Annotated in this window: 11 protein-coding genes and 1 tRNA gene; 7 read left to right on the top strand and 5 right to left on the bottom strand. The window is 64.3% G+C overall.

Annotated features, from left to right (window positions below; translation table 11 throughout):
* Nucleotides 1-35 precede the first annotated feature (35 nt).
* Nucleotides 36-1,664, bottom strand: a complete 1,629-nt coding sequence (locus E5X34_RS08530; RefSeq protein WP_292563028.1) for a fatty-acid--CoA ligase — start codon at nt 1,662-1,664, stop codon at nt 36-38.
* 190 nt (nt 1,665-1,854) lie between these two features.
* Between E5X34_RS08530 and E5X34_RS08525 the strand changes: the two genes are divergently transcribed.
* Together E5X34_RS08525 and E5X34_RS08520 are read left to right on the top strand one after the other, a co-directional pair.
* Nucleotides 1,855-2,211 carry a hypothetical protein gene (locus E5X34_RS08525; RefSeq protein ID WP_292563027.1) on the top strand — a complete coding sequence of 119 codons (357 nt, stop codon included), beginning with the start codon at nt 1,855-1,857 and terminating at the stop codon, nt 2,209-2,211.
* A 203-nt stretch (nt 2,212-2,414) separates the two neighbouring features.
* Nucleotides 2,415-2,804, top strand: coding sequence for a DUF427 domain-containing protein (locus tag E5X34_RS08520; protein WP_292563025.1), 390 nt, complete (start codon nt 2,415-2,417; stop codon nt 2,802-2,804).
* 137 nt (nt 2,805-2,941) lie between these two features.
* On the opposite strand, the gene E5X34_RS08515 is transcribed toward E5X34_RS08520, so the two are convergent.
* The 4 genes from E5X34_RS08515 to ppdK all read right to left on the bottom strand — a co-directional run bounded on the left by E5X34_RS08515 (nt 2,942) and on the right by ppdK (nt 9,102).
* Nucleotides 2,942-3,685, bottom strand: coding sequence for a polysaccharide deacetylase family protein (locus E5X34_RS08515; protein ID WP_292563023.1), 744 nt, complete (start codon nt 3,683-3,685; stop codon nt 2,942-2,944).
* Nucleotides 3,686-3,819: 134 nt separating this feature from the next.
* Nucleotides 3,820-4,980, bottom strand: a complete 1,161-nt coding sequence (locus E5X34_RS08510) for a glycosyltransferase family 9 protein (protein WP_292563021.1) — start codon at nt 4,978-4,980, stop codon at nt 3,820-3,822.
* 129 nt (nt 4,981-5,109) lie between these two features.
* Nucleotides 5,110-6,276 (bottom strand): glycosyltransferase family 9 protein, encoded by a 1,167-nt coding sequence (locus E5X34_RS08505; protein WP_292563019.1) that lies wholly within the window; start codon nt 6,274-6,276, stop codon nt 5,110-5,112.
* A 141-nt stretch (nt 6,277-6,417) separates the two neighbouring features.
* Nucleotides 6,418-9,102, bottom strand: coding sequence for a pyruvate, phosphate dikinase (gene ppdK / locus E5X34_RS08500; RefSeq protein WP_292563017.1), 2,685 nt, complete (start codon nt 9,100-9,102; stop codon nt 6,418-6,420).
* 215 nt (nt 9,103-9,317) lie between these two features.
* On the opposite strand from ppdK, the gene E5X34_RS08495 reads away from it, so the two are divergent.
* From E5X34_RS08495 to E5X34_RS08475, 5 genes are all read left to right on the top strand, one after another.
* Nucleotides 9,318-9,662 carry a VOC family protein gene (locus tag E5X34_RS08495; protein WP_042641814.1) on the top strand — a complete coding sequence of 115 codons (345 nt, stop codon included), beginning with the start codon at nt 9,318-9,320 and terminating at the stop codon, nt 9,660-9,662.
* 98 nt (nt 9,663-9,760) lie between these two features.
* A complete protein-coding gene (locus E5X34_RS08490; RefSeq protein ID WP_292563015.1) occupies nt 9,761-11,185 on the top strand; it encodes a phosphomannomutase in 1,425 nt (474 codons plus the stop codon).
* 99 nt (nt 11,186-11,284) lie between these two features.
* The gene (gmd, locus tag E5X34_RS08485; RefSeq protein WP_292563014.1) at nt 11,285-12,268 is read left to right on the top strand and encodes a GDP-mannose 4,6-dehydratase; all 984 of its coding nucleotides are present in this window, start codon (nt 11,285-11,287) and stop codon (nt 12,266-12,268) included.
* A 75-nt stretch (nt 12,269-12,343) separates the two neighbouring features.
* Nucleotides 12,344-13,300 (top strand): GDP-mannose 4,6-dehydratase, encoded by a 957-nt coding sequence (locus E5X34_RS08480; RefSeq protein WP_292563013.1) that lies wholly within the window; start codon nt 12,344-12,346, stop codon nt 13,298-13,300.
* 226 nt (nt 13,301-13,526) lie between these two features.
* Nucleotides 13,527-13,601 (top strand) — tRNA-Gln (locus E5X34_RS08475).
* Nucleotides 13,602-13,659: the final 58 nt, after the last annotated feature.

The raw sequence follows: 13,659 nt of genomic DNA, 5'->3' as shown, positions 1-13,659 counted from the left end.
GCGCGGGCTTGAAGCCGGAAGATCGAACATTTTCGTCAATCCGTCGGCAGGCGGTAATCCTTGAACTGGGCGCGCAGACTGGTCTTCTGGATCTTGCCGGTGGCGGTGTGCGGAATTTCGCCGACGAAGGCGACGTCGTCGGGCATCCACCATTTCGCCACCTTGCCGCTCATGAAGGTGAGGATGTCGCCCTTGCTCGGCTCCCGACCGGGCTTGCTGACGACGACCAGCAAGGGCCGCTCGCCCCATTTCGAATGCGGGATGCCGATCGCCGCCGCCTCCGCCACGTCCGGGTGGCCGACGGCGAGATTCTCCAGGTCGATGGTCGATATCCATTCGCCGCCGGACTTGATGACATCCTTGGCGCGGTCGGTGATCTGCATGTAGCCGCTGGCGTCGATATGGGCGACATCGCCCGTGTCGAACCAGCCGTCGGCATCGAACTGCTCGGCGCCGGCGCCGCCATAATAGGCGCGGGCCACTGCGGGACCGCGCACCTTGAGATGCCCGAAGGTCTTGCCGTCCCAGGGCAGCGCGTTGTTATCGTCGTCGGTCACTTTCATCTCGACGCCGAAGGGCGGAAAACCCTGCTTGCCCTGGACATCCAGCCGCGCCTCGCCGGTCAGCGTCTGATATTGCGGCTTCAGCGTGCAGAGCGTGCCCAGCGGCGACATCTCGGTCATGCCCCAGGCATGCACCACCTGCACATCGTAATCATCCTGGAACTTTGCGGTGATGGCGCGCGGACAGGACGCCCCGCCGATCACGACCTTGTTCAGATAGGGCAGCTTCTTGCCGGTCTCTTCCAGATATTGCAGCAGCATCATCCAGACGGTCGGCACCGCGGCGCTGAACGTCACCTTTTCGGTGTCGAGCAATTCGTAGATTGAAGCGCCGTCCATCTTGCAGCCGGGCATCACCAGCTTGGCGCCGATCATCGGTCCGCTCTGGCCGAGACCCCAGGCATTGGCGTGAAACATCGGCACGACGGGCAGGACGACATCGCGCGTCGACAGGCCCATGGCGTCGGGCATGGCGGCTATCATGGCGTGAAGGACGTTGGAGCGGTGGCTGTAAAGCACACCTTTCGGGTCGCCCGTCGTTCCGGAGGTGTAGCACATGCCGGCGGCGGTGTTCTCGTCGAACGTCTTCCAGGCGAAATCGCCGTCGGCCTCGGCCAGCCATTTCTCGTAGGCGACGGCATTGGCCAGCGACGTTTGCGGCATATGCGCCTGGTCGGTCAGCACGATCACCCGTCGCAGCGATTTCACCGCGCCCGCGATCTTTTCCAGGAGCGGCACGAAGGTGAGGTCGACGAAGATCGCCTTGTCCTCGGCATTGTTCATGATCCAGGCGATCTGCTCGGGAAAAAGCCTCGGATTGAGCGTGTGGTAGATCGCGCCGATGCCCATGATGCCGTACCAGGCTTCGATATGGCGGGCCGTGTTCCAGGCAAGGGTCGCGATGCGATCGCCGAGCCTGAAGCCGTCACGCTCCAGCCGCTGCGCCACCTTGAGCGACCGGTGATGGATTTCGGCGAAGGTCGTGCGCACGATCGGGCCTTCGATCGAGCGCGACACGATTTCCCGGCTGCCGTGCTGGCGTTCGGCATGGTCGATCAGCTTGTGGCAAAGCAGCGGCCATTCCTGCATCAATCCGAGCATCTATTCCTCCCCTTTGCGCATTCGCGTCGTTTGTTCCGCACATTGTGGAACGAACCGGCGGATTGTCCAGCCGCCATAAGTCGAAGCCCGTGGATGGATCGAAGAACCGGGAAAACCGCCATAATCCGGCCATCCTCGCCGTTAAGTTTCGTTAACGGGCTGGGTGAGATTGGCGAATGGAGTGGTTCGCATGGACGCGCAGCTCGACGAAAAAGCCCTCGAAAGCACGCTTGCCGAAAGTCTGGACGATCTGGCGCCGGACACCAAGACCGTTTCCGAAGATGAATTTGCCGAAGTCGTCGGCGGCGCGCTTGAAGCCGTCGGCGGGACGCTGCTGTTCAAGATGCGCGTCGAAAACGGCGAGAACGGCGAGCACGTCGCCGCCGCCTGCATCGGCGACGCGGGCAACCGCCAGTTCCTGCTGCTGACGCTGCCGACCAGCGGCGGCGCGCTCAAGGTCGAAACCGCGGCAAGAAGCACCAATCCGGTGGCCGGCATTGCCGCCGCCTATGCCGGCCTCATGGATGCCTTCAAGACAGCCGCCTGACGGCTGGCCAACAGACGTTCAATGAATGGTGATGGAGCCTCGCGCCGCGCGGGCTTGCGCGACGCGCTCACCCGACACATGTAAGTCTGCCGCGAGAACGTTTCACCGTTTCATGGAAACGGCAAACCGTTCTCTTTGTTTTGACGCAATTCCGGACGGAAACCGCTTCGCACTTTTGCTGGAATTGCTCCAGGAGACCATTCATGGACAAGCCCGCCAACCCTGCCCCCGGCTTCCAGCGCAATCCCGACAAGGTGATCACCGTCGAACCCTATCGCGGCAGTGTCACCGTGCGCGCCGGCGATACCGTCATCGCAATATCCACCCGGGCCAAGGTGCTTTCAGAACCACCCTACCCGGCGGCCTTCTACATCCCGTTCGACGATATCGACTTCGGCAAGCTCGCCGGCACCGAGCACTCGACGCATTGCCCCTACAAGGGCGATGCCAGCTACTGGAGCGTCCAGGCGGCCGGCGAAGCCGGCACGAACGCCATGTGGGCTTATGAACATCCGTTCGACGAAATGACCGAGATCCGCAACCACGGCGCGTTCTACACGAGCAAGGTAACGGTCGAAGCCGAACCGGGCTGAGTTTTCGATTGGGCTGGGCCGTCGCTGCGACCCGAGACAGACGAAGCCCAAGCGTCGTCGTCCCAGGGCGGAGGATGGGCGTTCACGTCAATCTCGGAAGGATGTGGCTGCCAAAATTCAGCCGCCGCACCGCAAGCTCAATCGGTGGTGCCGTCGTTGCCTATACCGTCGGCATCGTCCAGGCGCACGAAGGTGATGCCTTTCTGCTTCAAGGCGAGCAGCCCTTGAACCACGCCCTCGCCGGCCGCATGCGTCGGCTGGTTGATGTGGGCGATGATGACGTCGCCGTCCTTGGCGGCGCCGATGCGGCGCGCCGTTTCCTTGGCGCCGAGCAGCGAGCCGCCGTCGCCATTGACCGAGAAGCCGGCGATCTTGAAGCCCAGCTTGCGGATCATGGCGATCGCCGATGGGCTGTATTCCGCGGTGGCGCCGCGAAACCATTTGGGCGCCGGTCCGCCCGCGCTGGCGAGCGCCGCGGCGCCGGATTCAACCTCGGCCTGCACGGCGTCCGGGCTGCCGGCGCTGCTTATGCCGTAAATCTTGCGCGGCGTATCGACCGCGGGAATGTGGCGGCCGCCATGGTTTTCCAGCTCGAACAGATCAGGATGGGCTCGCATGATCTCGACGGCCGCGGCATTGCGCTTGAGCCAGATGCCAGTAACGAAGATGGTCGCCGGTATGCGATTGTCGACAAGAGCCGAAAGTATTCTTGTGTCGGTCTTTCCCCCGCAAGCGTCGAGCGTCAGGGCGACTCGCCCACCCCCTTCCGAGCCTTGGGTCTTCAGATGCAGCGTCGGCTCGAGAAGCGTCGCGGCATTGCCGGCAGACGCCGCCAAGAGCGACAGCGCAAGCACGCAAAGAGAATTTCGAAGCAGACCCATCATCCATCCAAACCCGCCGCGCACGGCCATCGTCGTGCCGCCAACAAACTTCTTCTCAACAAAACCGGCATCTAGGCAAAAATCGGGACGACAAACAGCGCCAGAAGCGGCAGTCGCGAAAATTTGCTTTCGCCCTACACCGCGGCTTCCAAGCCCACCTCTGTCCGCGCCAGCAGCTGGAGCACGGCATCGGCAACCGCATCGACCTCCAAGCGCCACACGCAGCACGCCTTGTTGGGGTCAGGCCGTTCGCACAGGTCCCCGCCGACGCAGTCGCAGGGCATGGGCGGGCGCACCGCGATGCTCGGCACGCCGACCGGTCCCCAACGGACCGGGCTCTGCAGGCCGAACAGGCCGACGACGGGAGTGCCGACCGCGGCTGCCATATGCATGGGGCCGCTGTCGTTGCCGAGGAACATACGCGCTTGCTTGAACAACGCCGGCAAGGTCTCAAGCGGGAGCGCTCCGACCAGGCTGACGATCGGTGTCTTCGCAGCCGCCAGGATCTTTTCGGCAACGTCGCTCTCGTCCGGGCTGCCGACCAGGGCGACGTCCAGACCGGTTTCGGCCGATATCCGGTCGATCGCGGCGGCAAAGCGCTCCGGCTGCCAGCGGCGCCCAGGGAAGCTTGCTCCGGCATGCACCGCGACAAAGCCGTTCGGCCGAAGGTGGAATCTCTCCAGCAGCATCAGGGCTTTCGTCGTCTGCAACGGCAGCGGCCGGATATCGGGATCCCGCACGCGCAGCTCTATGCCAAGCGCCTCCAGCGGCGAAAGATAACGATGGAGAAAGTGCTGCCCGCCATAGCCGAACGGCTTTGCCTTGACATTGGCGGACCGGCGCCCGAGCCAACGCAGGGGGCTTTCGGACGGGTGGTATCCCACGCGAAGCCGCGCGCCAACCAGTCCTGAGATGAACCGCGACGTCCGCGTGTCGGTGATGTCGATGGTCATGTCGAAATGGTGACGGCGCAATCTGACCAGCGTGAGAATGAGCTCCTGCGCGCGCCGCAACGGCGTGCCGCGCATATGGGAACGGCGGAAGGTCACGACCTCAGAGGCGATGTCGTTGGCGGTGAGGAGACTGGCGAAGCGGGCGTCGCAGAGGAAGACGATGCGGACGCCGGGATATTCGAGCTGCAGGTTCTTGGCCAGAGCGGAAGAAAGAACGAGATCGCCAATCTGCTTCGTTTGCAGGATCAGGATCGAGCGGATAGGGCCGGAGCGACGCTGCGACGTCCGCGTCCGGGCGCCGGACGGATCGGAGTCCACGAAGCTGGGCTGAGACGTCGACATGTGGAGCCGCCATGCGCGTGTTTCACGTGGCTCTCATATACAAGACTGCAAGATTGTGGACCAGAGCGACTCGCGCGCCGAAAAGGGCTTCCCGTCTCACCGAAAGGCGGATGCGCCGAGCGCGACGTTTCAGACCTCTCCTGGAATTGCTCCAAGAGGCGACGCGGCCGACGGGCGGCTTTCCCGCGGATGTCGGACCGCGGCTTCCAGGACCACCTCGGTACGCGCCAGGAGCTCCAGCACCGCCTCGACCACCGGATCAACCTCCAGGCGCCAGACGCAGCAGGCCTTGCTCGGATCGGTCCGGCGGCACAGGTCGCCACCGACGCAGTCGCAGGGCATGGATGGCCGCAACGAGATGCTGGGCACGCCGACCGGTGCCCAGCGGACCGGATTGGTCAGGCCGAACAGGCCGACAACCGGCGTGCCGGCCGCGGCCGCCATATGCATCGGCCCGCTTTCGTTGCCGAGAAACAGCCGCGCCTGCCTGAGCAGCGCAAGCAGGGTTTCCAGCCGCAACGCGCCCGCCAGATTGACGACAGGCGTCTTCGCCGCGGCCACAATCCTCTCGGTCGCCTCGTTTTCGTCCAGCCCGCCGACCAGGACGACGCGCAAGCCTGTCTCGCCGGCAATCCTGTCGATTGCCTCGGCAAAGCGCTCCGGCTGCCAGCGGCGCCCGGCGAAACTTGCTCCGGCGTGAACCGCTACAAAGGCGTTTGGGAGGATGTGGTGCCGGGCCAGCAAAGCCAGGACGCGGGTCGTCTCGAATGGCAGCGGTCGAATGGCCGGGGCCTTGACGCGCAGGTCTACGCCGAGCGCCTCCAACGGAGACAGATAGCGGTAGAGAAAGTGCTTCTTGCCAAATCCGAAGGGCTTCATCCTGACAGTGGCGGGCTGGCGTTCATGCCAGCGCAGAGGCCGCTCCGTCGGAGAATAGCCGACCCGGACCGGAGCATTGACCAGCCCGGAAATAAGACGCGAGGTTTTCGAGTCGGTGATATCGATGGTCATGTCGAAGCGATGCCGCCGCAATTCCCGCACCACGCGGAAGAGCTCGCGTCCCCGCTCGATCGGCGAGCCACGCATCCTGGCGCGGCTGAGGGGGATAGCCTCGGCGGCAATGCCGTGGGCCGTCAGGAAGCCGGCCAAATGCGTTTCACAGAGAAACACGATCCTGACGCCCGGATATGCGAGCTGCAGGTTGTTCGCCAGCGCCGAGGCAAGCACGATGTCGCCGATGAATTTGGTCTGCAGGACAAGGACCGACCGGAAAGCAGTGGGGGCAATCTGCAACATGGGTTTCTGACACCAAAAAGTTCGGTGTCGGAAACTCCCTCGAAACGGTGTCGAGATTCAGGGCCGTGACGCGCACGTTCGCGTGACATTCCATACAAAACCGTAAGGTCCCTGCGAGTGCCGCTCCCCGGGATGCCCGTCTCAGGCGCGTCTGGCGGCGCCTTTCGCCGCCGCCACGGCCGCTTGCGCGGCCGCCAGCCTGGCGATCGGCACACGGTAGGGCGAGCACGATACATAGTCGAGCCCGACCTCCTCGCAGAAGCGAATCGAAGCCGGATCGCCACCATGCTCGCCGCAGATGCCGAGCTTGATGCCGGGCCGGGTCGCCTTGCCCTTTTCAGCAGCGATCCGCACCAGTTCGCCGACGCCGTGGACATCGAGCGACACGAACGGATCCTGCTCGATGATGCCCTTTTGCCGGTAGGTTTCAAGGAAGGACGCCGCGTCGTCGCGCGAGATGCCGAAGGTCGTCTGGGTGAGGTCGTTGGTGCCGAAGGAGAAGAATTCGGCGGCTTCGGCAATGACATGGGCGCGAATCGCCGCGCGCGGCAGTTCGATCATCGTGCCGGTGAGATAGTCGATCTTGGTGCCGGTCTCCTGCATGACGCTTTGCGCCACCGCGTCGATGCGCGCCTTGACGTATTCCAGCTCCTTCACCAGGCCCACCAGCGGCACCATGATTTCCGGCACCACCAGCGCGCCGGCCTTGCGGCCGGCCTCGACGGCTGCCTCGAAGATGGCGCGCGCCTGCATCTCGGCGATCTCCGGATAGGAGACGGCGAGCCGGCAGCCGCGATGGCCGAGCATCGGATTGAACTCGTGCAACGCCTCGGTGCGTTGCCGCAGCTTGTCGGCCGAGACATTCATGGCGCTCGCCACCTCGGCAAGCTCGGCCTCGGTCTTGGGCAGGAATTCATGCAGCGGCGGGTCGAGCAGGCGGATCGTCACCGGCAGGCCGGCCATGATCTCGAACAGCTCGAGGAAGTCCGAGCGCTGCATCGGCAGCAGCTTATCGAGTGCTGAGCGCCTGTCCTTTTCGGTATCGGCCAGGATCATCTCGCGCATGGCGACGATGCGGTCGCCGTCGAAGAACATGTGCTCGGTGCGGCAAAGCCCGATGCCCTCGGCTCCGAAGGAGCGCGCCATGCGCGCGTCGAGCGGCGTCTCGGCATTGGTGCGCACCTTCATGCGGCGCGCGGCGTCGGCCCATTCCATGATGGCAGCGAAATCGCCGGAAAGCTCCGGCTGCAGCATGGCGACCGCGCCCTTCAGCACCTGTCCGTTGCCGCCATCGATGGTGATGACGTCGCCCTTGCGGAAGGTCTGGCCCATCGAGACCAGCGTGCCGGCCTTGTAGTCGACGCGCAGCGAGCCGGCGCCCGACACGCAGGGCTTGCCCATGCCGCGCGCCACCACCGCGGCGTGGCTGGTCATGCCGCCACGCGTGGTGAGGATGCCTTCGGCGGCATGCATGCCGTGAATGTCCTCCGGGCTGGTCTCGATGCGCACCAGGATCGCCTTGCGTCCCTGAGCCCTGGCGTCCTCGGCGTCTGCGGACGAGAAGACGATCTCGCCCGTGGCGGCGCCGGGCGAGGCCGGCAGGCCCATGCCGATGACATCACGCGCCGCCTTCGGATCGATGGTCGGGTGCAGGAGCTGGTCGAGCGATGCCGGATCGATGCGGGTGACCGCCTCCTCCTTGGTGATCAGGCCATCCCTCGCCATCTCGACGGCGATCTTCAGCGCCGCCTTGGCGGTGCGTTTGCCGGAGCGGGTCTGCAGCATCCACAACTTGCCGCGCTCGATGGTGAATTCGAGGTCCTGCATGTCGCGGTAGTGCTTTTCCAGCCGGTCGGAAATGTCGACGAAGGCCTGGAAGGCGTCGGGCATCAGCTTCTGAAGCGACGGCTTGTCGGAGCCGGCGGCAATACGCGCCGCCTCGGTGATGTTCTGCGGCGTGCGGATGCCGGCCACCACGTCCTCGCCCTGGGCATTGACCAGGAATTCGCCATAAAGCTGCCTGTCGCCGGTCGAGGGATTGCGGGTGAATGCGACGCCGGTCGCGGAGGTGTCGCCCATATTGCCGAATACCATGGCCTGGACGTTGACCGCCGTGCCCCAGCTTTCCGGGATGTCGTGCAGGCGGCGATAGGTGATGGCGCGGCTGTTCATCCAACTCGAGAACACGGCGCCGATCGCGCCCCAGAGCTGCTCGTGCGGGTCCTGCGGGAACGGCTTGCCAAGCTCTTCCTCGACCTTGGCCTTGTAGAGCGAAATGACGCCCTGCCATTCCGCGGCCGTCAGCTCGGTGTCGAGCTCGTGGCCGAGGCTCGCCTTCTGGTCCTCGAGGATTTCCTCGAACACTTCGTGGTCGAGGCCCATGACGACGTCCGAATACATCTGGATGAAACGGCGGTAGCTGTCATAGGCGAAGCGGGCATCGCCGGAATCGGCGGCCAGGGCCTCGACCGTCTCGTCGTTGAGGCCGAGATTGAGCACCGTGTCCATCATGCCGGGCATCGACGCCCGGGCGCCGGAGCGGACGGAGACCAGAAGCAGCTTCGACGGATCGCCGAACCGGCGGCCGGTGATGCGGCCGATATGGTCGAGAGCGGCGACGACATCCGCCTCGAGCCCATCAGGATAGGCCCGGCCGTTGGCGTAAAAGGCGTTGCAGACTTCCGTGGTGATGGTGAAACCGGGCGGCACGGGCAGGCCGAGGCTGCACATCTCGGCCAGATTGGCACCCTTGCCGCCGAGAAGATTGCGGTCGCCGGCACGGCCTTCGGCGGCGCCGTCGCCGAAGGTGTAAACCCACTTGGTCATGCTTGCCCTCCAGTTCGAGGAAGATAGAAACAGCCGGACCATGGCCCGGTTCCCCGCCTTCGCAATCCGAGCGATAGGATGCTGCAGTGCGAAAGGCAAGGCACCGGCCAGCGCTCCCAGGCACTACAATCGATTAAGCAAAAGCTGCGTCAAAAAGACTTGCCGGAGGGTATGGCGCGTTATAGAACATAACAGGAACATAGTGGAGTAGCGTGATGAAACTCAACGGAAAACTCGACTATCTGGAACTGCCGGCAACGGGCGGCACGCTGGACAGCGTCAAATCCTTCTACAGCGCCGCCTTTTCGTGGTCGTTCACCGACTACGGCCCGACCTATTCCGCTTTCGCCGAAGGGCTCGATGGTGGCTTCCAGGCCGATGCCGGGGAAGCGCCGGCCAAACCGCTGCCCGTGCTTTACTCCGAAAACCTCGAGGAAACGCTGGACGCAGTCGAGAGCGCCGGAGGGACCATCGTCAAGCCGATCTTTTCCTTCCCCGGCGGCAGACGGTTCCACTTCACCGATCCGGCCGGCAATGAACTGGCGGTGTGGGGACATTAGAAAAAGACGCGGATTTCGAGTTGTTTGCTGTTGACAGCCGGAGGCAGCCGGGCTCTTTCCAGTGAACAGCGACAACGTCCAACAGCAAAAGCAGACTGATGAAATTCGGCTCAAGCGGTGTTCGGGGTCTGGCTTCCGATTTGGCCGGAAGGGCAAGCGGACTCTATACGGAAGGTTTTGCCCGGCGCTTGCGGGCGACCGGATTTGAGCAAGGCAAGGTCTTCGTGGGGCGGGACTTGCGCGACAGCAGCCCGGCAATCGCGCACGACTGCATGGCGGCGCTGGCCGCGGCCGGCTTCCAGCCGGTCGATTGCGGTCCGATCCCCACACCGGCGCTGGCCTTTTATGCCCGCCGGCAGGGCGCCGCGGCGCTGATGGTGACCGGCTCGCATATCCCCGCCGACCGCAACGGCATCAAGTTCTATGGACCGAAGGGTGAGATCGACAAGGCGGATGAGGCCGCGATCACCGCTCATGTCGCCGAGCTGTCGGATCAATATCCCTGGCCGCCGACCTATGCGGACTGGCAAGCCGGCCATGAACAGGCGCTCGCGGCCTTTCGAGACCGTGTCGGCGGCATCCTGCCCCCTGGCGCCCTTTCGGGAATGAGGCTCGGCGTCTACCAGCACAGCACCGTTGCGGCGGAGCTGCTGGTCGAGGTCCTGCGATCCCTCGGCGCCGATGTGATCCCTGTCGGCAAATCAGACACTTTCGTGCCTGTCGATACCGAGGCCGTCGGCCAGGAAACGATGGCGAAGGTTCGGGACTGGGTGCGCGAGTTCAAATTCGACGCGGTGGTCTCGGCCGATGCCGATGCCGACCGCCCTCTTGTCATCGACGAAAACGGCGAGTTGTTCCGCGGTGACCTGATCGGGCTGGCCACGGCGCTCTTCCTCAAGGCCGATGTCGTGGTGACGCCGGTCACCTCCAACTCGGGCATAGCCGCAGCGTTCGGGTTCAGCGTCAGGAGAACGAAGGTCGGGTCGCCTTTCGTCATCGAGGGAATGGACGCCGCGCGGCAGGCAGGCGGCATCATCGTCGGCTTCGAAGCCAATGGCGGAGTTCTGCTGGGATCCGACTGCCTGGTGAATGGCAAAATATTGTCGGCGCTGCCGACACGGGATTCATTCTTGCCGATCCTGGCGGTGCTGGGCACGGTGGCATCGACGGGGAAATCGCTGTCCAACCTGCGTGAAACCTGGAACCTTCCGGTCTGCGCCAGCGAGCGGCTCGAGAACTTCCCGGTCGAGACATCGCGCGGCTTGATGCGCAAGCTCGCCGACCGCGACGCGTTGCAGCGGTTCCTGGCGCCCTTCGGCATGGTGGCGGATGTAGATGAGACCGACGGTCTGAGAGCGCTAATGACCAGCGGCGAGATCATCCATCTGCGACCCTCCGGCAACGCTCCCGAATTTCGCTGCTATGCCGAGGCCGCCAGCCATGAAAGGGCAAGCGAAATCGTGGCAATGGCGCTGGAACGGGTGCGGGTCGCCACACTGGCGGATAAGACCGAGGCCGTATAATGACAGCGGTACCGGCGGTTGCCGCTGGTTTGGAGCGCGGGCAATTCAGCAATGATGGGGACTTGCGCCCCGCATCTCGCTCGATCACCGAGACCATTGATGACGAAGACAGCATTGATAACCGGGATCACCGGGCAGGACGGCGCCTATCTGGCGCAGCTCCTGCTTTCGAAGGGTTACGAGGTCCACGGATTGGCGCGACGGTCGAGCACGGCCGACGTCAACACGATGCGGCTGAAATGGCTGGGCATCGAGGACGACGTGCGGATCGTGGATGGCGACATCACGGACCTGTCGGGCCTGACCCGAACCATGCGCGACGTAAGGCCTGACGAGGTCTACAACCTTGCCGCGCAGTCTTTCGTCAAATCGTCATGGCAGCAGCCTATCCTGACGAGCAACGTCACCGGCATCGGCGTCACCAATGTGCTGGAGGCGCTGCGTCTTGAAGTGCCCGGGGCGCGTTTCTATCAGGCTTCGTCGTCGGAGATGTACGGCCTTATCCAGGAGCCGATGCAGTCGGAGACCACGCCTTTCCATCCCCGCTCGCCTTATGCGGTGGCCAAGGCCTACGGCCATTGGATCACCGTCAATTATCGCGAGAGCTTCGGCCTGCATGCCTCGAGCGGCATCCTGTTCAATCACGAATCGCCGCTTCGCGGCATCGAATTCGTGACACGCAAAGTCACGGATGCCGTCGCGCGCATCAAGATGGGATTGGCGAGGGAGCTGCGCCTGGGCAACATCGACGCCAGGCGCGACTGGGGCCATTCCAGGGATTATGTCCGCGCCATGTGGCTGATGCTGCAGCAGGGAGAGCCCGACGACTATGTGGTCGCCACCGGCAGGACGACGACGGTGCGCGACATGTGCAGCATCGCCTTCGAGCATGTCGGGTTGAAGATGGACGACCATCTTGTCATCGATCCAGACCTGTTCAGGCCGGCGGAAGTCGCAATCCTGCTCGGCAATCCGGCCAAGGCAAAGGCGAAGCTCGGATGGGAAGCGACGATCTCCCTGGAAGAGATGATCCGCGAGATGGTGGACGCCGATCTCGCGCGCCACGCAGCCGCCAGGCGTTGAAAGGGCAGCCGTTGTGACGCCGCGTTCCGCCACGCACCCGCATCCGGACAATGCTTCATGGTTCGTGAGGCCGGCATGCGCGTTTTGATGACCGGCGCCAATGGTTTCGTCGGCCCCTATGTCGGCGACGCATTGCGCAAGATCTGCGGCCCTCAGGTCGTCATTGCCGCGACCTCCAAGGATGGGGGCCCGCACCCCGCTTTCGGCGAGGTCGAGGAACTGGATGTGACGGACGCGGCCGCCGTCCAGGACGCCATTGCCCGCCACCGGCCAACGCATGTCATCCACATGGCGGCGCTCGCAGCCCTCGATGCCGCCCGGGCGGATCCGCAGAACACCTGGCGCATCCATGTGGGCGGCGCGCTCAACGTGGCCAATGCCATCCTCGAAAAGGCGCCGGACTGCTGGCTCGTCCATATCGGATCGGGTCTGGTCTATGGCGAAAGCGCGAAGATCGGGCGACCGCTCGACGAAAGCACGCTGCTTGCCCCGATCGACGACTACGCCGCGACCAAGGCCGCGGCCGACCTCGCGCTCGGCGCGCTGTCATACCGTGGGTTGAAATGCGTTCGGATGCGTCCCTTCAATCATACGGGACCGGGCCAGACCGAGGCATTCGCGGTGCCGGCCTTCGCCATGCAGATCGCGCGGATCGAAGCAGGCCTGGCCCCGCCGGTCATCCGTGTCGGCAATCTCGACGCCAGGCGCGACTTCCTGGATGCGCGCGACATCGCCAATGCCTATGCGCGCGCCGTCTTGAACAGCAACAAGCTTGCGCCGAACACCATCTTCAACCTTGCGTCCGGCCTCTCCTGGCGCATGGCAGACATTCTGGATCTGCTGCTGGCGCAAAGCCGCGTCAAGATCGTCGTGGAGCAGGATCCCCTGCGGATGCGGCCGAGCGACCTGCCATGCATTGTCGGCGATGCGACCCGCGCCCGGACCCTGCTTGGCTGGGCGCCCGAGCATTCCTTCGAGGAGACGCTTGCGGCGGTCCTGCAGGATTCCCGCGCGCGTGTGGCGCAGGCGTGAGCAACGCAGCATCGCCGGCTTCGCGCAAGCTGATTGCTCCGATGTCGGCCAGGCGGGCGAAGCAGGTGCGCGGCCGTGGTGGTCCGGGACAGGCCGCTGGCGATCAGCGACGTACTGCCGGCGAATTGCGACCTGCATCGCAGCTGCTTTTAGTTGATGTTGCGGCATTGAGCTTTGCGCCGCCCCGTCCTATAAGGCCGCGCGCAAGCGGGCATGCCCCGCGTGCTGGGGCGTCGCCAAGCGGTAAGGCATCGGTTTTTGGTACCGACATTCCCAGGTTCGAATCCTGGCGCCCCAGCCATCCCTCACATTGCCAACCAGCTCCGCCCCGGGCATCGCCCAGCGCAGGATCAGCGCTG

It is taken from the genome of Mesorhizobium sp. (genome assembly GCF_004963255.1).
GTDB lineage: Bacteria > Pseudomonadota > Alphaproteobacteria > Rhizobiales > Rhizobiaceae > Mesorhizobium.
The sequence above is the reverse complement of the archived record's forward strand: the minus strand, read 5'-3'. Positions and strand labels throughout refer to the sequence as shown.

What these genes read in the sequence shown, in the direction of transcription:
- E5X34_RS08530 (WP_292563028.1), bottom strand. Translation starts at nt 1,664, where the DNA reads ATGCTCGGATTGATGCAGGAATGGCCGCTGCTTTGCCACAAGCTGATC.
- E5X34_RS08525 (WP_292563027.1), top strand. Translation starts at nt 1,855, where the DNA reads ATGGACGCGCAGCTCGACGAAAAAGCCCTCGAAAGCACGCTTGCCGAA.
- E5X34_RS08520 (WP_292563025.1), top strand. Translation starts at nt 2,415, where the DNA reads ATGGACAAGCCCGCCAACCCTGCCCCCGGCTTCCAGCGCAATCCCGAC.
- E5X34_RS08515 (WP_292563023.1), bottom strand. Translation starts at nt 3,685, where the DNA reads ATGGGTCTGCTTCGAAATTCTCTTTGCGTGCTTGCGCTGTCGCTCTTG.
- E5X34_RS08510 (WP_292563021.1), bottom strand. Translation starts at nt 4,980, where the DNA reads ATGTCGACGTCTCAGCCCAGCTTCGTGGACTCCGATCCGTCCGGCGCC.
- E5X34_RS08505 (WP_292563019.1), bottom strand. Translation starts at nt 6,276, where the DNA reads ATGTTGCAGATTGCCCCCACTGCTTTCCGGTCGGTCCTTGTCCTGCAG.
- ppdK (WP_292563017.1), bottom strand. Translation starts at nt 9,102, where the DNA reads ATGACCAAGTGGGTTTACACCTTCGGCGACGGCGCCGCCGAAGGCCGT.
- E5X34_RS08495 (WP_042641814.1), top strand. Translation starts at nt 9,318, where the DNA reads ATGAAACTCAACGGAAAACTCGACTATCTGGAACTGCCGGCAACGGGC.
- E5X34_RS08490 (WP_292563015.1), top strand. Translation starts at nt 9,761, where the DNA reads ATGAAATTCGGCTCAAGCGGTGTTCGGGGTCTGGCTTCCGATTTGGCC.
- gmd (WP_292563014.1), top strand. Translation starts at nt 11,285, where the DNA reads ATGACGAAGACAGCATTGATAACCGGGATCACCGGGCAGGACGGCGCC.
- E5X34_RS08480 (WP_292563013.1), top strand. Translation starts at nt 12,344, where the DNA reads ATGCGCGTTTTGATGACCGGCGCCAATGGTTTCGTCGGCCCCTATGTC.